The 25435-nt window shown below is 34.1% G+C and carries 20 protein-coding genes; 11 read left to right on the forward strand and 9 right to left on the reverse strand.

What is annotated here, in order from left to right:
- Positions 1–58 precede the first annotated feature (58 nt).
- The 3 genes from K0U91_RS14040 to K0U91_RS14050 all read right to left on the reverse strand — a co-directional run bounded on the left by K0U91_RS14040 (position 59) and on the right by K0U91_RS14050 (position 4882).
- On the reverse strand, positions 59–2254 hold the full coding sequence (locus K0U91_RS14040; protein WP_220179189.1) for a B12-binding domain-containing radical SAM protein: 2196 nt from the start codon (positions 2252–2254) through the stop codon (positions 59–61).
- Between the two features lie 213 nt (positions 2255–2467).
- Positions 2468–3730, reverse strand: a complete 1263-nt coding sequence (locus K0U91_RS14045; RefSeq protein WP_220179190.1) for an aminotransferase class I/II-fold pyridoxal phosphate-dependent enzyme — start codon at positions 3728–3730, stop codon at positions 2468–2470.
- 114 nt (positions 3731–3844) lie between these two features.
- On the reverse strand, positions 3845–4882 hold the full coding sequence (locus K0U91_RS14050) for a PLP-dependent cysteine synthase family protein (protein WP_219969124.1): 1038 nt from the start codon (positions 4880–4882) through the stop codon (positions 3845–3847).
- Positions 4883–5105: 223 nt separating this feature from the next.
- Here K0U91_RS14050 and K0U91_RS14055 point away from each other — a divergent pair, with 223 nt between their 5' ends.
- The 6 genes from K0U91_RS14055 to K0U91_RS14080 all read left to right on the forward strand — a co-directional run bounded on the left by K0U91_RS14055 (position 5106) and on the right by K0U91_RS14080 (position 14563).
- Positions 5106–8591 (forward strand): glycosyltransferase family 117 protein, encoded by a 3486-nt coding sequence (locus tag K0U91_RS14055; protein WP_220179191.1) that lies wholly within the window; start codon positions 5106–5108, stop codon positions 8589–8591.
- Between the two features lie 103 nt (positions 8592–8694).
- Positions 8695–10185, forward strand: coding sequence for an LTA synthase family protein (locus K0U91_RS14060; RefSeq protein WP_220179192.1), 1491 nt, complete (start codon positions 8695–8697; stop codon positions 10183–10185).
- 114 nt (positions 10186–10299) lie between these two features.
- Positions 10300–10830 (forward strand): DUF1697 domain-containing protein, encoded by a 531-nt coding sequence (locus K0U91_RS14065; RefSeq protein WP_220179193.1) that lies wholly within the window; start codon positions 10300–10302, stop codon positions 10828–10830.
- 107 nt (positions 10831–10937) lie between these two features.
- The gene (gene kdsA, locus K0U91_RS14070) at positions 10938–11747 is read left to right on the forward strand and encodes a 3-deoxy-8-phosphooctulonate synthase (protein ID WP_219969120.1); all 810 of its coding nucleotides are present in this window, start codon (positions 10938–10940) and stop codon (positions 11745–11747) included.
- Between the two features lie 42 nt (positions 11748–11789).
- Positions 11790–14012: a TonB-dependent receptor plug domain-containing protein gene (locus K0U91_RS14075; RefSeq protein ID WP_220179194.1), complete on the forward strand. Its 2223-nt coding sequence runs from the start codon at positions 11790–11792 to the stop codon at positions 14010–14012.
- 80 nt (positions 14013–14092) lie between these two features.
- Positions 14093–14563 carry a DUF3347 domain-containing protein gene (locus K0U91_RS14080; protein WP_219969118.1) on the forward strand — a complete coding sequence of 157 codons (471 nt, stop codon included), beginning with the start codon at positions 14093–14095 and terminating at the stop codon, positions 14561–14563.
- 48 nt (positions 14564–14611) lie between these two features.
- On the opposite strand, the gene K0U91_RS14085 is transcribed toward K0U91_RS14080, so the two are convergent.
- The 4 genes from K0U91_RS14085 to K0U91_RS14100 all read right to left on the reverse strand — a co-directional run bounded on the left by K0U91_RS14085 (position 14612) and on the right by K0U91_RS14100 (position 18276).
- Positions 14612–15727 (reverse strand): FAD-dependent monooxygenase, encoded by a 1116-nt coding sequence (locus K0U91_RS14085; RefSeq protein WP_220179195.1) that lies wholly within the window; start codon positions 15725–15727, stop codon positions 14612–14614.
- 19 nt (positions 15728–15746) lie between these two features.
- Positions 15747–16325 (reverse strand): hypothetical protein, encoded by a 579-nt coding sequence (locus K0U91_RS14090; RefSeq protein WP_220179196.1) that lies wholly within the window; start codon positions 16323–16325, stop codon positions 15747–15749.
- A gap of 80 nt (positions 16326–16405) precedes the next feature.
- The gene (locus K0U91_RS14095) at positions 16406–17272 is read right to left on the reverse strand and encodes a sigma-70 family RNA polymerase sigma factor (protein WP_034757900.1); all 867 of its coding nucleotides are present in this window, start codon (positions 17270–17272) and stop codon (positions 16406–16408) included.
- Positions 17273–17484: 212 nt separating this feature from the next.
- On the reverse strand, positions 17485–18276 hold the full coding sequence (locus tag K0U91_RS14100) for a S1/P1 nuclease (RefSeq protein ID WP_220179197.1): 792 nt from the start codon (positions 18274–18276) through the stop codon (positions 17485–17487).
- Between the two features lie 271 nt (positions 18277–18547).
- On the opposite strand from K0U91_RS14100, the gene K0U91_RS14105 reads away from it, so the two are divergent.
- Genes K0U91_RS14105 through K0U91_RS14115 form a run of 3 tightly spaced genes read left to right on the forward strand, consistent with a single transcriptional unit; the run spans position 18548 to position 21612 of the window.
- Positions 18548–19489, forward strand: a complete 942-nt coding sequence (locus tag K0U91_RS14105; RefSeq protein WP_219969114.1) for a type VI secretion system baseplate subunit TssG — start codon at positions 18548–18550, stop codon at positions 19487–19489.
- 53 nt (positions 19490–19542) lie between these two features.
- A complete protein-coding gene (locus K0U91_RS14110) occupies positions 19543–20442 on the forward strand; it encodes a TssN family type VI secretion system protein (RefSeq protein ID WP_220179198.1) in 900 nt (299 codons plus the stop codon).
- Positions 20443–20466: 24 nt separating this feature from the next.
- Positions 20467–21612, forward strand: coding sequence for a hypothetical protein (locus tag K0U91_RS14115; RefSeq protein ID WP_219969112.1), 1146 nt, complete (start codon positions 20467–20469; stop codon positions 21610–21612).
- Between the two features lie 65 nt (positions 21613–21677).
- On the opposite strand, the gene K0U91_RS14120 is transcribed toward K0U91_RS14115, so the two are convergent.
- On the reverse strand, positions 21678–22331 hold the full coding sequence (locus tag K0U91_RS14120) for a metal-dependent transcriptional regulator (protein ID WP_219969111.1): 654 nt from the start codon (positions 22329–22331) through the stop codon (positions 21678–21680).
- 84 nt (positions 22332–22415) lie between these two features.
- On the opposite strand from K0U91_RS14120, the gene K0U91_RS14125 reads away from it, so the two are divergent.
- A complete protein-coding gene (locus K0U91_RS14125) occupies positions 22416–23447 on the forward strand; it encodes a threonine aldolase family protein (RefSeq protein WP_220179199.1) in 1032 nt (343 codons plus the stop codon).
- Between the two features lie 52 nt (positions 23448–23499).
- On the opposite strand, the gene K0U91_RS14130 is transcribed toward K0U91_RS14125, so the two are convergent.
- Complete coding sequence (locus tag K0U91_RS14130; protein ID WP_219969109.1) at positions 23500–24003, reverse strand: hypothetical protein; 504 nt, start codon at positions 24001–24003, stop codon at positions 23500–23502.
- 589 nt (positions 24004–24592) lie between these two features.
- On the opposite strand from K0U91_RS14130, the gene K0U91_RS14135 reads away from it, so the two are divergent.
- Positions 24593–25432 carry an SDR family NAD(P)-dependent oxidoreductase gene (locus tag K0U91_RS14135; protein WP_220179200.1) on the forward strand — a complete coding sequence of 280 codons (840 nt, stop codon included), beginning with the start codon at positions 24593–24595 and terminating at the stop codon, positions 25430–25432.
- Positions 25433–25435 lie beyond the last annotated feature (3 nt).

Below are 25435 nucleotides of genomic sequence, written 5' to 3' on the forward strand. Positions count from 1 at the left end.
TTTTCATAACCCAACTTAATAAATGCTCCCTTAATTCATCAAAATCTCAAATTTAAATCTACAAACTTAAAATCACACCATTTTCCTTCAGCTGTTGCATCGGTTTCGAAAACCAGAATAGTTCAAAATCTTCAAAGTTACTTTCAAAATCAGTTTTCAGATGTTGTAAAGTAATCCGTTTAGGATTTTCAAAAGTACTTTCCTGAATGATTTTTATCAGCCATTCTGCTTTTTCCTTTTCAAATTCTACGTTAACAATATTGGTTTTTAAATGGAACGTAATCCTCGTATACGGCCACGAGTTTTGCTTTTTTGTTTTTATATAATTCTCAGCGATTACGTTTTTGCCAGGGAAAATAATTTTTGAATTCGGTTTAAAAATAAACTGATCATCCTCTAAAAGAGAATCGTGAATATAATCGGGATGAATACTTGTTTTTGGAATTCTAAAATCAAACCAATCCTGTAATGGCAATTCTAAATTGATTCCGTGCATAAAATTGAATAAAGATTTTTTTAAACCGAAACTAAACTGATTATGATCAATTCCTGTCTTATCGGTGAAATCAATATCGTTGTTGGCAAATAAAATTTCCTGTTTAATTGGGGTAACTCCAAATTCTTCAGGGTTTAATCCAACAGGTGAATGAGCCGTCATCGCAAATTGATGCCAAAACCCACTTTGTAAAATTCCCATTTCGAAAAGCTGACGAACCATTTCCAAAGAATCTACCGTTTCCTGAATAGTTTGGGTAGGATAGCCATACATCAAATAAGCGTGAATCATCACTCCGGCCTCGGTGAAATTTCTGGTTACTTGTGCAACTTGTTTTACAGAAATTCCTTTGTCGATTAGTTTTAGCAATCGATCACTTGCCACTTCAAGTCCGCCAGAAACTGCAACACAGCCTGAAAGTTTTAATAAAAAACATAGATCTTTGGTGAAACTTTTTTCAAATCTAATATTCGTCCACCAAGTTACAACCAAATTTCTCCGAAGAATTTCCAAAGCCACTTCCCTCATCAAAGCAGGTGGTGCTGCTTCATCTACAAAATGAAAACCTGTTTCTCCCGTGGTTTTGATAAGCTCTTCCATCCGGTCAACCAGAATTTTCGCAGAAACAGGTTCGTAAATCCTGATATAATCCAGAGAAATATCACAGAAAGTACATTTTCCCCAATAGCAACCATGCGCCATTGTCAGTTTGTTCCATCTTCCATCGCTCCATAAACTGTGCATCGGGTTGGCAATTTCAATAACAGAAATATATTGATCTAATTTTAAATCTGTATAATCGGGTGCTCCAACCTGTGCCTGCTTGTAGTCGTATTTTAAAGAATTATTTTTGTACGTAACTTCTTCATTTTCAATTAAAAAAGTTCGTTTAAATTGTGGTTCTCCATTGTGCTCGGAACGAAAAATATTTTCATACAGTAATTCAATTGGAAGTTCCCCATCATCTAAAGTGATGAAATCAAAAAACTCAAAAACTCTTTTGTCTTTTACTTCTCTCAGTTCCGTATTAGGAAAACCGCCACCCATTGCAATTTTAATGTTGGGATAATTTTCTTTTATAAATTTTGCACATCGAAAAGCAGAATATAAATTTCCTGGAAACGGAACCGAAAAACATACTAATTTTGGCTGAACCAATTCCAATTTTTCTTGAAGAATTTTTAAAGTAATGACATCAATAAAAGTTTGCTCTGAACTTAATTTCAGATATAAGTCATCAAAAGAATTGGCGCTTTTACCTAATCTTTCGGCGTATCTACTGAACCCAAAATCGGCATCGATCTGTTCAACCATATAATCAGATAGATCTTCTAAATATAATGTAGCCAGATGTTTAGCCTTATCTTGAAGACCCATATTACCAAAAGCAAATTCCATATCATCAAGCTGATTGAATCTGGAAGCTTCCGGTAGAAAATTCATCGAACAGATCTGTCTTGCTAACGTCGGATTTTTATTCTGCAAAAAAAGAATGACCTGATCAACGGTCTTGACATACTCATCCCGTAAAGCGAAAATGCGTTGTGAATTTTCGGAAGTATTCTTTAGATCTACGGGTATTGAAAAAATATTCTGAATGCTTTCTTTTGAAAATAATTCCAAAATCACTTCAATCCCCAAATCGATCTGATAGCTTGATATATTTTTGGTATTCAGGAAACCTTTGATATACGACGTTGCAGGATAAGGCGTGTTGAGCTGCGTGAAAGGCGGAGTAATAAGAAGAAGGTCTTTCAAAAGAAATTTTTTGCAAATTTATGGGTTTAAAAGGAAAAGAAAGAAAAGTTTTTGAATAAATAATATTCTAAGGCCTAGATTCCTACGAAATGGCAAAAGTAACGTAAAAAAGTATTATGCAAATAAAGATAAGTCTCTTCATTCTTCTGATAAAATGCTAAAAAACCGCTAGAAAAATTCTAACGGTTTTTTTTATATTTAAATGAATCAAAATTACATTTGTTTGTATTCGATGTTCATTTGTTTTTCCATTTCCGCGTAAGCTCCGGAATCTAATTTTTCTTTGATGCCTTCAAAAGCTGCTAATGTTTCATTGATTTCTGCATCAGTATGTGAAGCTGTAGGAATCAATCTCAACAAAATCATTCCTTTTGGAATTACAGGGTATACTACCACTGATGTGAATACACCATAATTTTCTCTTAGATCTTTTGCTAAAAGCGTCGCTTCAATTGTTGTCCCCTGAATGAAAACAGGTGTCACACAGGTATTGGTATTTCCAAGGTTGAATCCTCTTTCTTTCAGTCCGTTTTGAAGTTTATAAACGTTTTCCCACAATTTATCTTTAATTTCAGGACGTGTTCTTAGCAATTCCAATCTTTTCAAACCTCCAATTACCATTGGCATTGTTAGAGATTTCGCAAAAATCTGAGAACGAAGATTGTATTTTAAGAATCGGATAATCGTTTCATCACCTGCAAGAAAGGCTCCGAAACCAGCCATAGATTTTGCAAAGGTTGAAAAGTAAACATCAATCTGATCCTGGCAACCTTGTTCTTCACCAGCTCCGGCTCCGGTTTTACCTAAAGTTCCGAATCCATGTGCGTCATCTACTAAAAGTCTGAAATTAAATTTTGATTTTAAATCACAGATTTCTTTCAGTTTTCCCTGCATTCCTCTCATTCCGAAAACACCTTCTGTAATCACTAAGATTCCACCACCATTTTCTTCCGCAACTTTAGTCGCTCTGGCAAGGTTTTTTTCTAAACTCGCAATATCATTATGTTTGAAAGTAAAACTTTTTCCCATATGAAGACGAACTCCATCAACGATACAAGCATGAGAATCTGCATCGTAAACAATTACGTCATGTCTTGTCACCAATGCATCGATACAAGAAACCATTCCCTGATAACCGAAATTCAATAAATAAGCAGCATCTTTTTGAGTAAATTCAGCCAATTCCTTTTCCAATTGCTGATGTTGTGCAGTTTCGCCGGACATTGCTCTTGCGCCCATCGGATAAAACATTCCGAATTCCGCAGCAGCTTTTGCATCAGCTTCTAAAACTTCAGGATGGTTGCAAAGCCCAAGATAGTCATTGGCGCTCCAAAAAATAACTTCTTTACCTTGAAAAATCATTCTGGGACCAATAGGACCTTCAAGCTTAGGGAAAACAAAATATCCTTCGGCGTAGTCTGCAAACTGGCCTAGAGGACCAGGATTTTGCTTTATTCTTTCAAAAATATCTACCATTATTTATATTCAATATTTAAATGAGTTATAAGGCACAAAGTTAATTAAATTTAGGTTAATAAAAAAGCCTTTCATATTTCACAAAAGGCTTAATATATGATAGAAATCAGTTTTCTACTTTATGTATTCTGTCTTGAAAACTTCATCATAGTTGTGAACGCAATTGTTAACAAACCCTTGCTGTGCCATCCATTCGTCACTATATACTTTGGTAATATATCTTGAGCCGTGGTCAGGATAAATGAGTACAATAAAATCGTTCTCTGTCAATTCTTGAGACTGTGCATACTGAATCAATGCCTGTGTAACAGCTCCCGTTGTATAACCTCCCATAATTGCTTCTTTTAAAGCAATTTCACGGGTTCTGTAAGCAGACATTTCGTCATTTACTCTTATAAATTCATCAACTTTATCAAAAAGAAGTGCAGAGGGTATCAAATTTTTTCCCATCCCCTCAATCTGGTAAGGATGAACGTCTTCTTTATGAATTTCTCCGGTTTCATGGTAGCTTTTCAGAATAGATCCGTCTGCATCTACTCCGATGATTTTAATATCGGGATTTTTTTCTTTTAAAAACTTCGCAGATCCGGATAATGTTCCGCCGGTTCCTGTACATGCAAAAAGATGGGTAATTTTTCCTTCTGTCTGTTCCCAGATCTCAGGACCTGTTGTCTGATAATGAGCATCAACATTCAATTCATTAAAATATTGATTGATATATACAGAATTTGGGGTTTCTGCAGCAATTCTCTTTGCTACTTCATAATATGATCTCGGGTCATTCGCAGGTACATTCGCAGGACATATATAAACTGTAGCACCAAGGGCTTTCAGATAAGCGATCTTTTCAGCCTTTGTTTTATCACTTACGGCAAGAATACATTTGTATCCTTTGATGATACAAACCATTGCAAGTGAAAAACCAGTATTTCCGGAGGTGGTTTCTACAATTACAGAATCTTCCTTTAATAAACCTTTCTTCTCAGCGCTTTCGATGATATGAAGTGCGATTCTGTCTTTAGTGGAATGTCCAGGATTATATGATTCTAACTTGGCATAAACTTTCGCAGGAATCTCTTTAGTTACTGTATTAAGTTTTACTAAAGGGGTGTTCCCAATTAAGCCAAGAATATTATCGTAAACATTACTCATTATTTGTTATTTTTCAAATAAAAATCTGACCGCAAAAATACAAAAAAATAAATAATTTCTAAACTTTTCATAAATTATAAGTGCTGAAAGTAAAATTATCTGTTTAAATGGAATTATTACGATCCCGAAACGTTCACAAAAAGCACGCCAGCTTTTAAATTTTTGTTAAAATCTAAAGAAAATGAAGTAAAAACCTTATTTTCGCACTAATTGATTTTATACTATGAAAAACTGGACTTTTAGGCAATGGAATACCCTTATCGGATGGGTGACTTTCGTCATTGCATTTTTCACATACTTGTCAACAATAGAACCTAAATTTAGCTTCTGGGATTGCGGTGAGTATATTTCTTCAGCAGTAAAATTAGAGGTCACGCATGCGCCGGGAGCAGCTTTGTTCCAAATTGTGGGTGCAGTGGCAGCTATTTTTGCTTTTGGTAATGGTGAAAATTATTCTGTTGTAATAAATGCCATGTCTGCATTATTCAGCGCATTTACGATTTTGTTTTTGTTCTGGACGATTACTCATTTTGTAAGAAGACTTCTCAATAAAAATTTTGAAGAAGTTACCCAGCATCAGGAAATTGCTATTCTTTTTGCAGGGGTCATTGGATCTCTTTGTTTTACATGGTCAGACACTTTTTGGTTTTCGGCGGTAGAAGGAGAAGTTTACTCGATGGCATCCCTATTTATAGCTATTTTGGTCTGGCTGATTACGAAATGGGAGAATGAGTACAAAGAGTCTGACAATGAACGGTGGATTATTTTAATATTCTTTATTGTAGGTCTTTCTGTGGGTGTTCATATGATGTGTATGTTGGCAATTCCTGCGGTTTGCTTAGTATATTATGCAAGAAATTATGAGTTTACCTGGAAGAACTTTCTCTGGGCAAATGCAATCACGCTTGGAATTTTAATTATTGTTTTCAAAATTATATTCCCGGTGATTATGTCATTATTTGGCAAGCTTGAAATATTCTTTGTAAATGGTGTTGGACTTCCTTTCCACTCAGGAACGATTGCAGGTTTTGTTATTTTGGTTGCGATCTGCTATTTTATTTTAAAATATGCAAGACAGGCAAAGAAAAACCTTTATCAAACAATTGCTTTATCCGTTGTGTATATGATGATTGGTTTCTCTTGCTGGATGGTTATTCCGATCAGAGCCAATGCAAATCCGCCAATGAACTTAAATGATCCCGATACTGCCATCGGTATGCTTGATTATTACAATAGAGAGCAATACGGCGACTGGCCTACAATTTACGGTCAAAATTATACTGCATTTTTAGATAACAGCGGGATTGAAAAGAATGAGGATGGCAGTTTCAAAACGACCAAAACAGGTGAAATCTACGAAAAAGACGAAAAATTAGGAACTTACAGAAAAACCGGCGACCGTTTCAATTACGTTTTTAATCCGGCGCACGTTAGTTTTATGCCAAGAATGTTCAATGAAGATAAGGAAGTCATGGCAAACTATATGTCGATGTATGGTGCACCAGATTTTCAGTTTAATTATGCCAACGAAAATACGGCAGACGATACGCAGGCGAAAGAAATTTTCGATGAATTGAGGGCTAAGTATGAAGACGGATCAATTACTCCGGCAGATTATTTAAAGGTAAAACCTTACGAGCTAATTACCGTTCAGAGGCCTTCTTTTGCTCAGAATATGAATTATTTCATCACGTTTCAAAACGGTTATTACTTCATAAGATATCTATTATGGAACTTTGCTGGAAGGCAGAATGATCTGGAAGGAAACAGCGAAAACACAAGAGGAAACTGGATTTCAGGTTTCTCTTTCATAGATAATTCATTACTGGGGAGCCAGGACGCAATGCCCGCAAAATTTAAAAATGAAAGTACAGTAGCATTTTTCTTTTTACCATTATTACTGGGGATTTTCGGATGTTATTTCCAATTTATGAGAGATTTTGGGAGATTTTACGCCATATTATCTTTATTTGTACTAACAAGTATGGGAATCGTTTTCTACACAGGGATGAAACCTTTCGAACCAAGAGAAAGAGATTACGCAGTAGTCGGTTCCTTTTATGCTTTTGCGATTTGGATTGGTCTCGGAGCCGGTGCCATTCTCTGGTATCTGCAGTCTAAAGTCAAATCAAATGCTGCTAATATTGGTTTTGGAGTTGTTTTGATGGCAATTCCTTTAATGATGGGCTTTCAGAACTACAATGTGCATGACAGAAGCGGAAGATATACAGCCTACGATTATTCATATTCAGTTTTAAAATCTTTACCAAAAAACGATATTCTTTTTGTATATGGTGATAATGATACCTACCCGGTTTGGGCAATGCAGGAGACAGAAAGATTCCGTGATGATGTGAAAGTGGTGAATTTTACCCTTCTTTCAACACCTTGGAATATTGACCAGGTGAAAAGAAAAACCTACAATGCCGGTGCAATCCCAAGTCAGTTAACTCACGATGATTACAGAGATGGAGTAAATGACCAGATTTATCTGATGAAAAAAGATGACTGGAAGAATGTTTTATCCAATCTGAAAGAAGCCGGAGCTCCTGACAATCTCTTGCAGCCCTTCCAAAAATATATGGTTCAGGATTCAATGACATTGAAAGAGGCGGTGAATTTTCTTAAAGTAAAATCTCCTGAAAAAGATGAAATTTTAAAAATGATCTTCGGTGAAGAACGTTATGAGAAATACAATTTTCTGCCTGTCAGTAAGTTTATTTTACCTGTAAATAAGGAAAATGCATTAAGGGCCGGAATCATTAACGCTTCTGATCTTCCAAACACAGCCAATCAGATTATGATCGATTACAAATCTGGTACTTTGTACAAAAATAATCTGATGATGTTTGATATTTTGGCAAATTTTGATTGGAAACGCCCTATCAACTTCTCTTCTGGCGGAGTATATGACAGCGAAAATATTTTCTTTTTAGATGACTTTCTTCAGTTTGATGGTTTCAGTTACCGATTGGTTCCCATTCAGACTCCTAGAAGCAGCGATGGTGAAATGGGTCGAGTAGATGCCAATTCTTTATATAATGTTGTTAAAAACTTCAGATGGGGTAATTTCAAAGATCTGAATGTTCATTTTGATGAAACTGCAACTTCAAACATCATCAGCTATAGAAGTTCTGCAAGTAGAGCAGCAGCAGCATTAGCATTAAACGGACAAAAAGCTAAAGCTTTAGAAATCTTAGATCTTGCTGCAAAAGAGATTCCTGCAGAGAAATACAATGATCCACGTTCTCTAAGCTCAATGGTTTACGGTTACATCGTTGCCGGTCAGGAGCAAAAAGCATTAAAGTTAGCTGAGATTTTAAAGAAAGGGATTTTTGAAGAATATGATTATTATTTAACTTTAAGCAAAGCCGACCAAAGATTTGTAGGAAGACAGATGAGATCAAAACCGATGGAGTATTCACTTGTGGTAACAGCAGTTACAGATGCTTATAAAAAGATCGGTCAGGATGAAAAAGCATATGCTTATCTGGTAAAATCTATTGAACCTATTGACAAAAAATTCAATGGTTTTATTCAGAATCTTCAGAAAATGGGCAAAGAAAAAGCAAGAAAAGAATCTGAGAATGTACAGCGAATTACACCATTCTATCAGTATCTATTTGATATCATGGAGCCTTTTGATTCTACCTACTCAAAAGAAAAAGAAGATCAAATAACTTCTGCAATAATTAAAGCAACACAATAATAATTATAATACACTGCATATTTAAAACGGAACTTCGGTTCCGTTTTTTTTATAGTTGATATTCAAGAATATTAGAATTATATTTGTGCATCAAAAAAACGCAATGTCCGAAAACACCAACAAGAATCTTCCATTGTATGCTGTGATCTTTGCAGTAATTGCAAAACTATATTTCTTATTAACACATCACATTCAGGAAGATGCTTTTATCACTTGGCGCGTTGCTCAGAATTTATTGGATTATGGGGTGATCGGTTTTAATGGTGACACTAAAATTTCGGCTTCTACAACGCATTTATACGTTTTTGTCTCTTATTTTTTTAATTTAATTTTCGGAAAAGAAAACTTCATAGAACCGCTCTTGATTCTGAATACTGTTCTTTTTACAATTGGGACTTTATTTCTTTCACATTTATTACTGAAAAATCCTTGGCAAAAAGCAATTTTTATTTTTCTATTCGGGCTTTTGCCGCCTTCCATAAAGATTTCAATCCTCGGAATGGAGTACGGAATTCTCTTTTTCCTTGAAATGGCCTTGCTGTATTATGGCTTTAAAAAAGAGAAAAAATGGGCACTTATTGTCTTTCCGGTCTTAATATTATTTACAAGAATTGATACCATTATTTTCCTCGGAATTATATTTTTGGTCGATGCTTTCTGGAATAAAAAAATACGATGGAATTACATTGTAGGCGGAATTTTGGCAGTTTTTACATCTCTGGCTTTTAATTGGTTTTATTTTGGCGAAATCGTCAACAATACGATAATTGCCAAAAAACTCGCATATGACAGACTCTACACTTTAAGTCAGGACTTTGAATATTTCAGATTAAATTATGGTAATTTTTGGGGAATGCTAAAACTTCCGGGAGATTTTAATCCTGTGACAATTGTGATCGCATTATTTGAATTGTTGTGTTTTATTTATTTGGTCAGACAAAAAGAAAATCGAAACTTCTTTTTGTGGATTATTTTTCTTTTTGCATGGACGAAACAGATTATTTTTCTTTCCCAGAAAAGCCTTTTTGACTGGTATTACTGGGTTCCGCAGATTTTACTGTTTGTGCCCGTTTTGATATTTGTAATTGAACAGAAGGTAAAGAGAAACTGGTGGCTTTCTGCGTTGGTCATTTTCTACATTTTGCCAATGCTGCTGTTCCAGACCGTACACTCGATTGCGACAGGAAACGGCGAGTGGAATTACAGGAGATCCATCGGGCTGTTTCTGGATGTGTACGAAAAAGATAAAACCCAATGGATTTTGCTGGAACCTGCAGGATATATTCCTTATTTTTCAGGATTAAGGACTATCGATGAAGTGGGTTTGGTAGATCAGCAGATTCAGGAGGAAATCAAAAAAGATAAACCTCATTACTGGCTGAATACGGTAAAAAAAAGAAAGCCTAAATACATGCTTTCTTATAATAATTTGTTTGAAGGAAAAGATGGTGATTATTACAAAACACACTATAAATTGTTAAAAGAATTTCGCATAAAAGATCATCTGAAAAGTGATAACAAAATTTTGGAAAAAATCTATAAGTTGAAACCTTCAGGAACTGATTATAATTTGTATGAAAAGATTAAAGATTAAAGATTAAAGATTAAAGATTAAAGATTAAAGATTAATTTCGCTCTAAAACTCTAAAACTCTAAAACTCTAAAACTCTAAAACTCTAAAACTCTAAAACTCTAAAACTCTAAAAACATGAAATACTGTGCTTTCCTCCGTGGCGTCAACGTAAAAGGAACCAACATGAAAATGGCGGAAGTCTGCGAAATTTTCAAAAATGCCGGTATGCAAGATGTTGTGTCAGTTTTAGCATCAGGGAATATTATTTTCACTTCAAATAAAAATGCCGAGGATTTGAAAATAATCCTTGAGAAAGCAATGTCTGAACATTTTAATTACGAAGCTTTTTTGTTCATAAAATCTCAGGAAGAAATAGAAAACTTTTGGAATTCAAATCCTTTTGATAAAAATGAGAATTTACATGTTTATGCATTCGTCGGTCATAATGAAGTTGAAAAAGTTTTAATGAACGAATTTGAAAATGCTGCAAAAACTGAAAAAGAAGATGGAGAGATTATCAACAATACCTTTTATTGGCAGGTTGCGAAAGGAAATACTTTAGACTCAACATTCGGGAAAATTTTAGGTAAGAAAAGCTTAAAAGATCAGTTTACAAGCAGAAACATCAATACATTTGATAAGATTTTAAAAAAAATTAATTCTTGATAACTTCCAACATATTGTTTTAATTAACCATTAAATCCTAAGAGTTAAATAATTTCCAATTCTAAAAGTTTATAAGTATTTTTACTGAACTTTTTAATTCAGATAAAATGATTCAGTACTTAGATAATATTCAACACAAAGATTCAAAAAACTTTTTCCTAATCGCAGGACCATGCATCATCGAAGGCGAAGATATGGCTTTGAGAATTGCCGAAAAAGTAATTGAAATCACCGATAAATACAATATCCCTTATATTTTTAAAGGAAGCTTTAAAAAAGCCAACAGAAGCAGAGTAGATTCTTTCACAACAATTGGTGAAGAAAAATCTTTGGAAATTCTTAAAAAAGTAGGCGAAACTTTTAACATTCCAACAACGACAGATATTCATGAAAACGACCATGCAGCTTTGGCTGCTCAATATGTTGATGTTCTTCAGATTCCTGCGTTTTTGGTTCGTCAGACAGATCTTTTAATCGCTGCGGCAAAAACAGGAAAATGTGTTTCATTAAAGAAAGGTCAGTTTCTTTCTCCAGAATCGATGAAGTTTGCCGTACAGAAAGTGACCGATTCAGACAATCAGAAAGTAGCAATTATTGAAAGAGGAAATTCTTTCGGATATACAGATTTAATCGTTGATTACAGAGGTATCCCTACCATGAGAGCATATGCACCTGTCATTTTAGATGTCACTCATTCGTTGCAACAGCCTAATCAAAGTTCAGGAGTTACGGGAGGAAGACCGGATTTAATCGAAACGGTTGCCAAAGCAGGAATTGCCGTAGGAGCAGACGGAATTTTTATTGAAACACATCCCACACCCGAAACCGCTTTATCTGATGGCGCCAACATGCTTCGACTGGATTTATTAGAAGATTTGTTACAAAAATTAACAAGAGTGAGAGAATCCATTTTGTAATTGTTAAAAAATCATTAATTTTAGAATTCTAAATAATTTCTTTTGAAAAAACTAGTTTTACCACTGAGCCTCATGGTTCCCATGTTAGTATTCTCCCAAACAAAAAAGAGAGATACAACGAGAACAACAGATATTGAGGAAGTCGTTTTCCAGAAAAAAGTAGTTGGAAGTACGAATGACCTTACCACAGTAAAATTATCTGCTAAAGATGCTCAAAATGTGGCAAGCATTTCTGGAGGTTATGAAACTCTACTTAAAACGCTGCCGTCAGTAAACTCCAATACAGAATTGTCTTCTCAATATATGGTGCGTGGTGGAAACTATGATGAAAACCTTATCTACATTAATGATATTGAGATCTACAGACCTTTTCTGATAAGAAATTCTCAGCAGGAGGGTTTGAGCATCATCAATCCGGATATGATTTCTGTAGTAAATTTTTCAGCCGGAGGTTTTGAGCCCAGATATGGTGATAAAATGTCTTCCGCTTTGAATATCTATTACCGTGAACCTAAAAAGTTTGAACTTTCGGGAGAAGCGAGTTTAATCGGTGGAAGATTAACGACTGGTTTTGCATCAGGTAAAGAAGATGACAATGGAAATAAGAAATTAACGGCTTTGTTTTCAGGAAGGTACAGAAATACAAATCTAGTATTAAATACCCTGAATGAGGACACAGATTTTAACCCAACATATTACGATTTCCAAACGTATCTGAATTATCATCTGAGTAATAAATTCTCAATGTCATTCATAGGGTATTACTCCAAGAATGACTATGATATGGTTCCTAAAGAACGAAGCGTAGATTTCGGATCTTTACAGAGACCTATCAATCTTTCTGTTTTTTATAATGGTAAAGAAAATGATATGTATAAAAATATGATGGGAACATTCACCATGAATTATAAACCGTCAGACAAATGGAGATTTACTTTAGACAGTTTTGCATATCAGAACAGAGAGAGAGAATATTATACGATTGCTTCAAGCTATATATTACAGACTTTTGATCCGATCACGGGAGATCCAATAACATCTTATGACGTAGGCGGACAGATAGAGCACGCCAGAAATGACCTTTTTGTACGAACGTACGGAACACAGTTTAAAACACGTTTTTCACCCAATGTTAATACGGATATTGAAGTAGGTTTTAAATTTGAAAAAGAAAATCTAAGCGACTTAACCAATGAGTATAAATTGGTTGATTCTTCCGGATACAGTACACCGAGACCGTTGGATGATCCTAGGTTTCCTGATGCATCAGAATTAGATTTATTTTACAGCATTGCAGGTAATAATCATATCGAGCCGACAAGATTATCTGCATATGCACAGTATTCTCAGAAGTTTTATTGGGGTTCAAGCAAAGTATTTATCAATGCAGGAGCAAGAGTAGCACACTGGAGTTTTAATGATGAAACTATTTTTTCACCAAGAGCTCAATTTGCAATAAAGCCGGAGTGGGATACCGATATGCTATTCAGAATTGCGGGTGGTATCTATTATCAGTCACCTTTTTATAAAGAAATAAAAGATCTTGACGGAAATTTCAATCCGAATATAAAATCTCAGCGTTCGATTCAGGCAATTCTAGCAAATGATTTCGAATTTGAATTTGACGACCGACCGTTTAAGCTGACTACAGAATTGTATTACAAAAAAATGGATAATTTGATTCCGTATTATATGGATAATGTGAGAATTCGTTATTCAGGGAAAAACAATGCTTCAGGATATGCTTACGGAATAGATACAAGACTTTTTGGAGAATTTGTTCCGGGTATAGATTCTTGGTTGTCTGCAAGTTATGCCAGAGTTTACGAGAATATTGATGGGAGAGGAGATATCCCGAGACCTACAGATCAGAGATTCAGGTTTGCTATGTTTTATCAGGATTACATGCCTAAATTTCCTTCAATGCGTGTGAATTTGACTTTGACTTATGCAATGGGTTTACCGAACGGAGCGCCGGTTTTTACAGATCCTTATCAGTACCAAAAAACTTTGCCTTCTTATAAAAGAGTAGATATCGGACTTTCAAAAGTATTTATTGACAGAAAAGACAATAAAAAGACCTACGGTTTCTGGGGTAATTTTGAAGAGTTGATTCTGGGTGTTCAGGTATTCAATGCTTTTAATATCAATAATACCGTTTCTAATCAATGGATTACTGATGCCAATACCAATCTGATGTATCCGGTTCCGGTACGTTTGACAGGGAGATTTTTTAACGTAAAACTTGAATTTAAAATCAAATAGTAACAAAAACTTCTGAAATTTCTCAGGAGTTTTTTCTTTATAATAATTCAATTAAATTTGTACTCAATTAAAATTTAGAAATGAAAAAATATATTGCTCTTTTATTTTCTGTAATCATGGTAATTACTTTACAATCCCAGTCAAAGCAGAATACACAACTAACAAAATTATATCAAAATTATATTGCCATAAAATCTTCATTATCTTCTGATGATCTAAAAAAAACTTCGATGGCTGCAGGAGAATTCCTGAAAACCGCTAAAACCGTTAATGCCAAAATGATTACAGAAAAAAAACTGATATCATTGAAAGCAGACGCAACAACCATAGCACAGGGTAAAAATATTGAAACTCAGAGAAAAGCATTTTATCAATTATCAGACATTATGATCAGTTTGGCTAAAGAAAATAAACTGTCTGATAAAACCATTTTTGTACAGTATTGTCCGATGGCAAAAGGCAGCTGGATGAGTAATGAGAAGCAGATTGTCAACCCATATTACGGAAAATCAATGCTTGACTGTGGTTCTGTAAAATCTGAAATAAAATAATCGTTTATCGATAAAAAAGTATAAAAAGAAACTCAGTCGGGTTTCTTTTTACATTTCAAGCTGTAAGATTTTCTCAATCATCTTTTGATTGATACTTTCAGGAACAGATCTCATTAAAAAGTTACGGATGGAATTTCCGTTTTCCCAATGTGAAAGTTTACCGATTTTCCAGCTTGTATCAACAATATAATCGACTTTCTTCCGTCTTATTTTTTGAAATTCTTTGAAAACAGAATTAAAATCTTTATTTTTTTCCAGCAATTTCCCAATAACATATGCATCTTCAATCGATTGACAGGCGCCTTGTCCCATATTTGGCGTAGTTGCATGAGCAGCATCACCAATTAAACAAAGGTTTTCAGAAAACCATTTTGGAATAGGAGCGAGGTCAATAATATCATTTAAAATAATATTTTCCGGTTTTGTAGCTTCCAAAATCTGTAGAACTAAAGGATCAAAATCTCTGAGAGTTTCAGTTAAATCAATATTTTCTGTAAAATTTTTATCATTGATCAAAGCGTACCAATATACCCGATTTTCAGAAAGCTTCACAAAACCAAAACGTTTTCCTTTCCCCCAGATTTCTAAAGCATGATGAAAATATTGTTCAGGTAAATCAAAATCAACCAATCCGCGCCAGCATTTTTGTCCAGCATTTCGAATGATTCCGCTTTCCAAAATTTGATTGCGAACTTTAGAATGGATTCCATCTGCTCCGAATACAATTCTGCTTTCAATTTCGCTGCCATTTTCAAATTTCAAATGATAATTTTTTTTCTTATCAATTTTATTTAAATTATAATCAAGTTTAATATTTTCAAAACCTAAATTTTCCGCTAAAATATTCTGTAAATCTGATCTGTAAATAGCAACATTACATGAATTGTATTTCTTTTCCAATGCCAAAACATTGGTTGTTGAAATAGTTTTCAGCTTTTCGTCAGTGATAAAAATTCCATGAATTTTGTTTCCGGCGTTTTCAATTTTTTCTTTTAAATCTAATTTTTCAAAAATCTGCATTGCATTGACGGCCATCATAATTCCGGCTCCGACAGGCTTTATTTCCGGCGCAGATTCGTAAATGGTAAAATATAAATTTTGTTGCTTCAGAATATTTCCTAAAGTCAAACCGCCAATTCCTGCTCCGATGATTGAGATTTTCATAATTAAATTAAAAATTTCGCTATGGTTTCTTTTTCCTATTTTCCTTTTCCGCAATTAATTCATTCATCGTATTTCTTGAATTTTTCCTCCCTTTTAAATATGTACCGTTGATAGAATGATCTTTGTAATAATCAATAAAATATTTTAGTTCATCATTTGTCATTTCAGTTGGTTTTAGAAATCTTTTATTAATATCGATTCCACTTTCTGACTCATGTTTTTGGTTTTCAATATCATTAATTCTGGCAGTAGGAATTTCTTCTTCAACTTCAATTATGTCGTAATCTTTTTCTTTTAAATTTGTTTGATTTATGATCTGCAAATATTCAGATAAAACTCTTTTTTCAATATTTATTTTTCCACCTCCAGAAAGATGTCGGTCATTTTGATTTTTTTTCACTCCTGAAATCCAATATTCATCACCTGATTCAATTTCGTAATAATTTCCACTAATCCCGTTTCCGTTTAAACTTTGAAAAGCTTTTCCATCAAAATATAAAGTTCTTCCTGTTTTAGAAAATGATACTATACCAATCCAAGCAGGGCCGTTGTCACTATAACCCGTCTTCAGTTCAATATATTTTATTTCAGATTTCATTGTTAATTGATTTAATTCAAAAATATAAAAAAAACGGAGCCTGAAAAAATCAAGCTCCGCCAATAATTATTTAACAAAATTTATTTACCTAAATAAGACTTCAAAATCTTACTTCTGGTATTGTGTTTCAGTCTTTTGATCGCTTTTTCTTTGATCTGACGAACTCTTTCTCTTGTAAGATCAAAAGTTTCGCCGATTTCTTCCAAAGTCATTGGATGTTTACCGTTCAGTCCGAAATATAATCTTACCAAATCTGCCTCTCTTGGAGTCAACGTGTTCAATGCTCTTTCAATTTCAATCTGAAGAGATTCAAGCATCAAGTCTTTATCCGGGCTTGGAGATTCTCCTGAACGCAATACATCATACAAGTTAGAATCTTCACCTTCTACCAATGGCGCATCCATCGACAGGTGTCTTCCGGAGTTTTTCATTGATTCTTTGATGTCTTCTTCACTCATGTCCAGAACTTCAGCCAACTCTTCCGGAGAAGGTGGTCTTTCGTTTTCCTGTTCAAGGTGAGCATATGCTTTATTGATTTTGTTGATCGAACCAATTTTGTTCAGCGGTAATCTTACAATTCTCGACTGTTCAGCCAAAGCCTGTAAAATCGACTGACGAATCCACCATACGGCATAAGAGATAAATTTAAAACCTCTTGTTTCGTCATATCTTTTTGCAGCTTTCATCAATCCTAAATTCCCTTCATTAATCAAATCGGGAAGAGAAAGACCTTGATTTTGGTACTGTTTGGAAACTGAAACTACGAAACGAAGGTTGGCCTTAATTAGTTTTTCCAACGCAACTCTGTCGCCTGCGCGGATTTTTTGTGCCAAATCTACCTCTTCGTCTGCGGTAATCAATTCTACTTTACCAATTTCCTGCAAATACTTGTCTAGTGAAGCGGTTTCCCTGTTGGTTACCTGCTTGGTTATTTTTAATTGTCTCATTTATCTTATTCTCAAAAATAGAGTTACTGTATATTATACGTTTGAAACTAACAAAAGGTTACACATGTTTTAATTATTTTTTATTTAATTAAAATCTGGTCGGGAAATAAGTTGTAAATTATCGATCTCGTTTTATGCTTTAGACAAAAAAAAGTGAAACTGAAGCTTCACTTTGATATTATAATTTAAAATTCATTTATTTGCCATCCACCTTAAAACAAATCGTTTAACATTTTTGCCAGTCTCAAACCTCCATAAAGAAGCTGTCTTTCCATAGTATCATTGAATTTGTATTGATAATCATAGCCCAATTTTGAATCATTCGGAGTTTGAGCGTAAATCTTATTCGCAATCTGATGAGAATCATACAACCAGTTTTCTAACGTTCCTGATTGAATTTGTTTCACTTCATCTTTAGACTTGATATCTAAAAGTTTTGCATATTCTGTGTAGCTGTATTTTTGAGAATCAACCAATTTTCCGTCCCAGACTGAGTGTAAATTTGTTTTATCGCCAAAATAAGTGACGTTGATCTTATTTCCGCCCAGATCTTCAGCTCTTCCCGTGTGCATAGGCTGAGAAAGATCTCCCATCATATGAATCAGGAAAATTAAAGCAATTTTTCTGTCTTTTTCAGAAGTTTTTTCGTCTTTAATCTGTGCAGATAATGTTTTGATTTGAGAATATAAACTTGCTCCCGATTGTGCCTTCAAATTCATTTCAAATGCTTTCAGATCTGTCTGAGGATCAACATTTACATAATGCCATGCTGAAGTTTGCTTCCAAACTCCCGTGGTATCAGATTTAATGAAATCTGGCCAGTTTGCCCAGTATGCCAAACGTTCCTGGCCCATCATTTTTCTTATTTCTCTTTTCGCTTTTCCCGAAAGATGATTTTCTGCAATCTCAGCGATGATGCGGTGACCCGTTAATCCCCATGCATAAGAGTACACCGAACATGAGATGAATAACAAAAACAGCATTTTAGAATAAATACTTTTCATTTTTAGTAATAATTTTAAGATGCACAAAGATAAGGTACACATTCTAAAAATTTACTGAAACTTAGACTTATTCTTATCTTATGAATACTATGTTAAATAAATTTAATAACTAATATGTTAAGATAAATTTTCATTTTTACTATTTATGTTTATAAATTCCCAATTTTATTAGTAAATTGGGGTAATGAAATTATTTTAGAATTTGTAAAAATATTTTCAAATTGAGAAATATAATTTTTTGCACTAACAACCACCATCACAGAAAAAGAGTATGTACGACAATAGCATTGTAGATATGCATTATAATAAACTGCAAACAGATTTTAGAGCTGAAGCAGTGGCAGTTAATCTTCTCAAATACCATCGCGCGGTAAGCAATATTTTTATTGAACGGATAGGAATCAATGACAGAGCGTATTTAAAAGATATTAAAAGCATATCCACCGAATATCTTGGTTTTGACGAAGAAGTTCTTAGTATAAAAACCTACAGAGAAGGCATTTACGACTATTTACCGGAAGGCCTTTTTCATCCGCCGTCACTCAATACTTCCAGGAAAAATGTTGAAAATGTAGTGAATGAGATCAGGAAGCAAAAAAGGGTAGAAGATGACGCCAGAAAATTCTTCAGGCCTTTCGAGCTAGAGATTTTTTTCACAGAAATTGGTGCTTTGCTAAAGGAATTTGATTTTGATCTTGCCAGCGAAACCGATTCTCTTTTAAAGGTTTTTTCAGAGCTTTGGCCGGTTGTAAAAATGCTCGATAAAAAGAATGCCTGTATTTTTATTTATATTTTACCGTTTTTTCATCAGATACGAGGCGACAAAAAATGGTTTGAGAGATGTATGACGTCATTTCTGAAAGTTCCTGTAGAAATTACATTTACCCCAAATATTATTGACAGAATTGAGGAGGATGACGACTCGATGCTGTTGGGAAACTCTCGTTTAGGAGTTACCTATATTCCCAGCGGAAAACATATGGATGGCGAAAGAAACTGGGTTGTAAACATAGGGCCGATTCCGTATAATGAAATGAAAAAATATATACCCGGAAATCCTTTTCGAAAGGTACTTCAGGCACTGTACGATTATTGCCTGCCGGTAAGTGTCGACATTAAAGAAAATTTTGTTACCGAAAAGAAAGAATATTCTTTCATGCTGGAAGACGACGAAAGAAATTCTAACAGGCTAGGTTTCTCTACTTTTCTGTAAAATATTTTATTATATTTACATTCATCAAACACAATCACTATTAATTTAATTAAATGGAATTTTCATCAGTAAAAGGTGTTTTTTTAAGATATATTTTAGTGCCTTTGCTGGCTGTTATCATGATGGGCATTTTGGGTGCTATCAGAAGAACTAAGCCGGCAATTAAAATTAAAGTAATCATCATCTACGTTTTGCTATGCAGTTTATGTTTGGCAGTTCCCGGATTTTTCGGTTTTTCAGGAAATTTATTTAATCCATATTGGTATTTGATTTCACAGATCATCTATCTATTATTAGGAATCATTCATGTCAATTTGATGCACAGGTATTTCAAAAAACACATCCCGTCATTTGGTATGAGCCTGCTGTTTGAATCTATATTGTCGATAACATGCGTTCTTTTGGGATCTTATCTGTTTGTTTTACTTTTTACCTGGGTTAGCAATGGCCAAGGCTATCCTGTAATGTCTGCAACGAGTGTGCTGATATTTTTTGTACCAATGGTGTTTTATTACTGCTACGTTCAGTTTATCAGTATCCCTGTTGATATTTATAAGACTTGGAGATATTCTCCGGATCAGAAATTACCTGATTTTGAGGGAGCAGATTTTGACCGTTTAATGGTTTTGAATGTTGAACTGAGCAAGAATCTTGAAGACGCGAACAGATTTAGGATAAAAGCCAAAACATTACCTACAGGCGTAACTTTCGGCGATTGGTTTTACCGTGTGGTAGACGATTATAATCACAAAAATCCAAAGTCAGTCATACACCTTTCAGATGTGCAAAGTGAACCTTACTACTGGATATTTTATATTAAGAAATCTTTTTTCAGTTTCAGAAAATATATCGATTTTGATCAGGATATCAGTACAAACAAAATCTCTGAAAATGAAGTGGTGATCTGCAAAAGGGTCATTCAGCACGAAGAAGAAGGAAGAAGATCATCATAATCACAAATTTTAAAAAGTATTACTATGATACAGCCAATCAAACATTTTGCAATCAATTGGGTCGATGGGATGAAAGTGTCTCAGAGACACCTGAATGATCAGGATAATTTTTTAATTGATACCATAAGAGATGCCAATTCTCTGGCAATCACAACATACAATTACGGTCTGCTGCCTATTCCGAATGAGTTTACAGACAAAACCATTTTTGATGTTCACAATACGGCCACCAATGATGTGCAGTTGGTCATTAAACATTGCAGCGCAGTTACTCTTGCGGGATATAGAATTGAATTGAAAGATAGGAGAGTAAGTGTAAAATCATTAGCCAAATCAATGAATTTGGATGAAGATCAGATTGATGGAGAATATTACATTATCATATCGGTAAACCCTTTTGATAAAGTTCCGTTTGGAGATATCGATCCCGAAGAAATTCCGCCACGTCATCCGAGCGCCCACCCAAATTACCATATCGAATTGCTGCAGGTTTCTTCACTGAACAGCAGTTATTCCGGAGGAAATTATCTGGTTGTAGGGAAGGTAGATTTTAAAGGAAATATCACTCAGGTCAATTCAACTTTCATTCCGCCCTGTACATCTGTGCAGAGTCATCCGGCTTTGATCGATTATTACAATGGATACGCTAAATCAATCGGAAATTTACAGCAATATGCCTTTAAAATTATTCAGAAAGCTTCTCATAAAAATCAGAATACAGCTTTGGCATTGAACGTAAAATCATTGTGTACTGTATTGGTCAATACATTTGGTGATATGTATTTTCAGTTCAGAAATGTAATTCCTTATCAAGCTCCTGTTTTTCTGATCGAGACTTTCGCTAAGCTGGCTCTACGAATGTACAATGCTACTCAGATTCTTGTCCCCGCAGAGCTTGAGGAAATGTTAAACTACAGCTTAGAATGGAGCGAAATTGCTCCTCACACTTTACTAAACCAATTGTCAACCGTTGCAGAAACAAATTACGATCATCACAATTGTGGCGAGCCTCTTCTCTATATTCAGCAAATGCTAAAAAGTTTAGAAATTATTTTCTCTAAACTGAGCGAGCTGGATTATATCGGTCAAAGAAAAGAGAACATTATTGTCAACGAACAGGAAGTTTCTTCCAATACCAATCCGAAAAGAGGCTGGAGCGTTTTAGATTAATCATCTTCTACTTAAAATAAAAAAATCCCAAACATTTACAGTTTAGGATTTTTTTATGCTTTAAATTATTTTTTAACTAATATTTTTTCTGTTGCTTTCTTGCTTAAAACTTCCTGTTTTCCTTCAACTTCAACCGTTACCGATCTGTCGAAATCTTCAATCTTAATGATCTTAATTTTAGTATTCAAAAGAAGTTTTCTCTCGGTGAGATAATTCAGAAAAGCATCATCGGATAAAGTTACAGAGGCAAAAACTACATTTTCACCTACTTTGCAGGCGCTCAGTTTCTGAAGATCCTGGGAAATAATATTTCCGTCTTTATCGGGAATTGGCTCACCGTGCGGATCAAATTCCGGATGATCCAAAATTTCATCCATTTTATCAAAAAATATTTTAGAATGTACATGTTCTAGCTGCTCGGCAATCTCGTGTACATTTTCCCAGCCAAAATTCATTTTTTTCACCAGAAACATTTCAGTCAATCTATGTTTTCTCACGACCAAAGCTGCTTCACGTCTGCCTTTTTCAGTGACTTTCAGGGGTTTGTAAGTTTCATACACCACCCATTTTTTTTCTGAAAATTTCTTCATCATATTATTAACGCTCGGCATTTTCACATTAAGAAATTTGCTGAGTTCGTTAATCGTCACTTTTCCTTCATTGTCAACTAAATGAAACAAAGCCTTCAGATAATTTTCTTCGGTTAATGTTGTTTTCAAAATGTTAGATGATTTTCATTACAAATCTAACAAAATATTATTTAAAATTAAAGTTTGTTGTTTTAAGTTTTTTAATTTTGTACTATGAAATTTTCTTTTAAAAACGACTATTCTGAGGGTTGTCATCCCAAAATTCTTGAAGCACTTTTACGGTATAATCTCGACCAGCAAGCGGGATATGGAGAAGATGAATATTCTCTAAAAGCAAAAAAAATAATCAAAGAAAAGCTTAACAATAAAGACGCTTCGATTTATTTTGTATCGGGAGGAACTCAGGCAAATCTCATTGTAATTTCTTCTGTTCTGAAGCCGTATCAGTGTGTTATTTCTGCATCTACAGGCCACATTTTAAATAATGAAACAGGTGCTATTGAGGCAACCGGACATAAAATTTTAAATGTAGAAACTGAAGATGGTAAATTAAAACCTTCCGATATTCAGCCGGTTTTAGATAATCATAACAATATTCCGCATCAGGTAATGCCAAAATTGGTATATATCTCAAATTCTACTGAGCTTGGAACCATATATAGTAAAGAAGAATTGCAAAATCTTTCAGAATTTTGTCGTTTGAATAATTTGTATTTATTTATGGATGGAGCAAGATTAGGACATGCACTGACTTCTGAAATAAATGATCTAAACCTTGAAAATTTAGGAAAACTAACAGATGTGTTTTATCTGGGGGGAACCAAAAACGGAGCATTAATAGGAGAGGCGATTATCATCAATAATCAGCTTTTACAGGAAGATTTCGCATTTAATATAAAGCAGAAAGGTGCCTTACTGGCAAAAGGAAGACTTCTCGGAATTCAGTTTTTAGAACTGATGAAAGATGATTTATATTTTGATCTTGCAAAACACGCCAATCAACAGGCCATGAAAATTAAAAATGTTTTGTTAGAAAGGGGAGTCCAGTTTCTTTCAGAGACTTTTACCAATCAGATTTTTCCAATTTTAAACCATAAACTAATTGATGTTTTATCAGAAAAGTTTCAATTTTATGTATGGAAAGATGTGAATGAAGATTATTCTGCAGTTCGTTTAATTACATCATGGAATACGAGCGATGAAGCTGTGAGTGATTTTATAAAAATTATAGATCATCATTTATAAATAAAAAAATGCAGTTCAATTGAACTGCATTTTTTTTCATATTATTGAAATGTTATTTTAAAGCTTTCAAAACCATTGCACAATCCGTGGTTTTGAGTTTTTGATCTTCTTTGTAAGCAACTTTTGTTTCATCAGCATATTTCATCTGGCCGTTATCATCTTTTTGATTGCCAATTCCTTCCAGTAAATTTCCATCTTTCTGAACGAAAAATATATCTCTTTTACTGGTCGTACCTTCAGAAGCAAATTCATAAGTCAGTTTTAGTGTGTCACCAGATTTAAAGCCGGTAAGCTCGCCCGTAGAACTGTCTTTTTCACTGTTTTTGTACCTCATTTTTCCTGTTACAGTTCCTAAATTATCATCAATACTTACAAAAACACTGTCTTTTCCGGTAACTCCCAAGTAGCAGCTTGATTTTGTTCCCAACGTATCAATTACCTTTTCTGTAGTATCTGTTAAAGAATCTGAATTTGTGACCGGCGTAGTTGTTTCGGTTTTCTTATTACAATTCAACAGAAAAATTGATAACGAACTTAAAAAGATATACTTTTTCATAGCTTTTATTTTATGTTAATTTGATTTCGCTTTGCTAAAATAATGATTGTATTCTGAATGATCTAAATATTTTATAATAAATAGATTGACAATTTATGATCTAAGTATGAAAAGCCGCTAATCTGAAAACAGTAATCGCTGAGAATCGATTATAGATATTTTGATAGGATGTTGATCGTAATTTTATGAAGATTTAGATGTTAGAAGATAAAATACGCCATTTTTAAAAAGTCCTATAATTTATATTATGTTAAATAGGATATTTTTCAGGATTCTGTTTCTGGTATTATAAACATCATTTTATCATTATTGTAATCAGCTCTAGTTATTAATTATTTCTTATAGATCAACTACTTATGGCATTGTTCCACATTTATTGTTTCATGGTTGATCTTTTTTTAAAAAATAATTATTATAAAATTATAATGCCTTTTCTATTCTATAAATATTTTTATAAAATTGGCTTTTCTGCTTATTTTTCAATTTCTCATTGTTTTGGCTACAACAATCATTGATTCAGTCACAATTGCTTTTCTAGCTTTTCACAACTTTGCATTGTAATAATTAAACAATTTAAAACAATCAAAAAATGGACACAAAAAAAGTATGGTTCGTGACAGGTGCTTCAAAAGGTTTAGGCTTAACCTTAGTAAAAAGATTATTAGCTGATGGTCATTCAGTAGCCGCTACGTCAAGAAGCCTTTCTGATCTTCAGAATGCAATCAGTGAGGAAAATTCAATGTTTCTTCCGCTGGAAGTTGATCTGATCAATGAAGACAGTATTGAAGAAGCCGTATCAAAAACCATCCGGAAATTCGGCAAAATAGATGTTACTGTTAACAATGCGGGATACGGACAATTGGGAACTTTGGAAGAAACGACAGATCAGGAAGGCCGTCAGAATTTCGATACCAATGTCTTCGGCTCACTCAATATCATCAGAAAAGTAATGCCCTATCTCAGAAAACAAAATAGCGGATTGATCATCAATATTGCTTCCATTGGTGGATTAACAGGAGATTTTGCCGGCTGGGGAATTTACTGCGCAACAAAATTTGCTGTGGTAGGCTTTACTGAAGCTTTGGCGGCTGAAGTAAAAGAATTTGGTGTGCATGCAACAGTTGTCTATCCAGGATATTTCAGAACATATTTCTTAACCGGTGGCTCACTTCGTACCCCGAAAAATGAAATTGAAGAATATACTCTTGCAAGACAACTTCAAGTTGTACATGAGAAAGAGATTAATGGAAACCAACCCGGAGATCCCGAAAAAGCAGCTTTGGCATTAATAAAACTTTCCGAAATGCAGAATCCACCGGTTCATTTGGTTTTAGGTTCTGATGCATTTCAGATCGCCGGAAATAAATTAAATGCACTTCAGAATGAAATTTCTGATTTTAAAACTTTAAGTAATTCTACAGATTACTAAATT

The sequence above is a fragment of the Chryseobacterium sp. LJ668 genome (assembly GCF_019613955.1).
Classification (GTDB): Bacteria; Bacteroidota; Bacteroidia; order Flavobacteriales; family Weeksellaceae; genus Chryseobacterium.

What these genes read in the sequence shown, in the direction of transcription:
- K0U91_RS14050 (WP_219969124.1), bottom strand. Translation starts at nt 4,882, where the DNA reads ATGAGTAATGTTTACGATAATATTCTTGGCTTAATTGGGAACACCCCT.
- K0U91_RS14090 (WP_220179196.1), bottom strand. Translation starts at nt 16,325, where the DNA reads ATGAAATCTGAAATAAAATATATTGAACTGAAGACGGGTTATAGTGAC.
- K0U91_RS14060 (WP_220179192.1), top strand. Translation starts at nt 8,695, where the DNA reads ATGTCCGAAAACACCAACAAGAATCTTCCATTGTATGCTGTGATCTTT.
- K0U91_RS14130 (WP_219969109.1), bottom strand. Translation starts at nt 24,003, where the DNA reads ATGAAAAAGTATATCTTTTTAAGTTCGTTATCAATTTTTCTGTTGAAT.
- K0U91_RS14065 (WP_220179193.1), top strand. Translation starts at nt 10,300, where the DNA reads ATGAAATACTGTGCTTTCCTCCGTGGCGTCAACGTAAAAGGAACCAAC.
- K0U91_RS14095 (WP_034757900.1), bottom strand. Translation starts at nt 17,272, where the DNA reads ATGAGACAATTAAAAATAACCAAGCAGGTAACCAACAGGGAAACCGCT.
- K0U91_RS14135 (WP_220179200.1), top strand. Translation starts at nt 24,593, where the DNA reads ATGGACACAAAAAAAGTATGGTTCGTGACAGGTGCTTCAAAAGGTTTA.
- K0U91_RS14115 (WP_219969112.1), top strand. Translation starts at nt 20,467, where the DNA reads ATGATACAGCCAATCAAACATTTTGCAATCAATTGGGTCGATGGGATG.
- K0U91_RS14055 (WP_220179191.1), top strand. Translation starts at nt 5,106, where the DNA reads ATGAAAAACTGGACTTTTAGGCAATGGAATACCCTTATCGGATGGGTG.
- K0U91_RS14085 (WP_220179195.1), bottom strand. Translation starts at nt 15,727, where the DNA reads ATGAAAATCTCAATCATCGGAGCAGGAATTGGCGGTTTGACTTTAGGA.
- K0U91_RS14080 (WP_219969118.1), top strand. Translation starts at nt 14,093, where the DNA reads ATGAAAAAATATATTGCTCTTTTATTTTCTGTAATCATGGTAATTACT.
- K0U91_RS14125 (WP_220179199.1), top strand. Translation starts at nt 22,416, where the DNA reads ATGAAATTTTCTTTTAAAAACGACTATTCTGAGGGTTGTCATCCCAAA.
- K0U91_RS14110 (WP_220179198.1), top strand. Translation starts at nt 19,543, where the DNA reads ATGGAATTTTCATCAGTAAAAGGTGTTTTTTTAAGATATATTTTAGTG.
- K0U91_RS14105 (WP_219969114.1), top strand. Translation starts at nt 18,548, where the DNA reads ATGTACGACAATAGCATTGTAGATATGCATTATAATAAACTGCAAACA.
- K0U91_RS14100 (WP_220179197.1), bottom strand. Translation starts at nt 18,276, where the DNA reads ATGAAAAGTATTTATTCTAAAATGCTGTTTTTGTTATTCATCTCATGT.
- kdsA (WP_219969120.1), top strand. Translation starts at nt 10,938, where the DNA reads ATGATTCAGTACTTAGATAATATTCAACACAAAGATTCAAAAAACTTT.
- K0U91_RS14045 (WP_220179190.1), bottom strand. Translation starts at nt 3,730, where the DNA reads ATGGTAGATATTTTTGAAAGAATAAAGCAAAATCCTGGTCCTCTAGGC.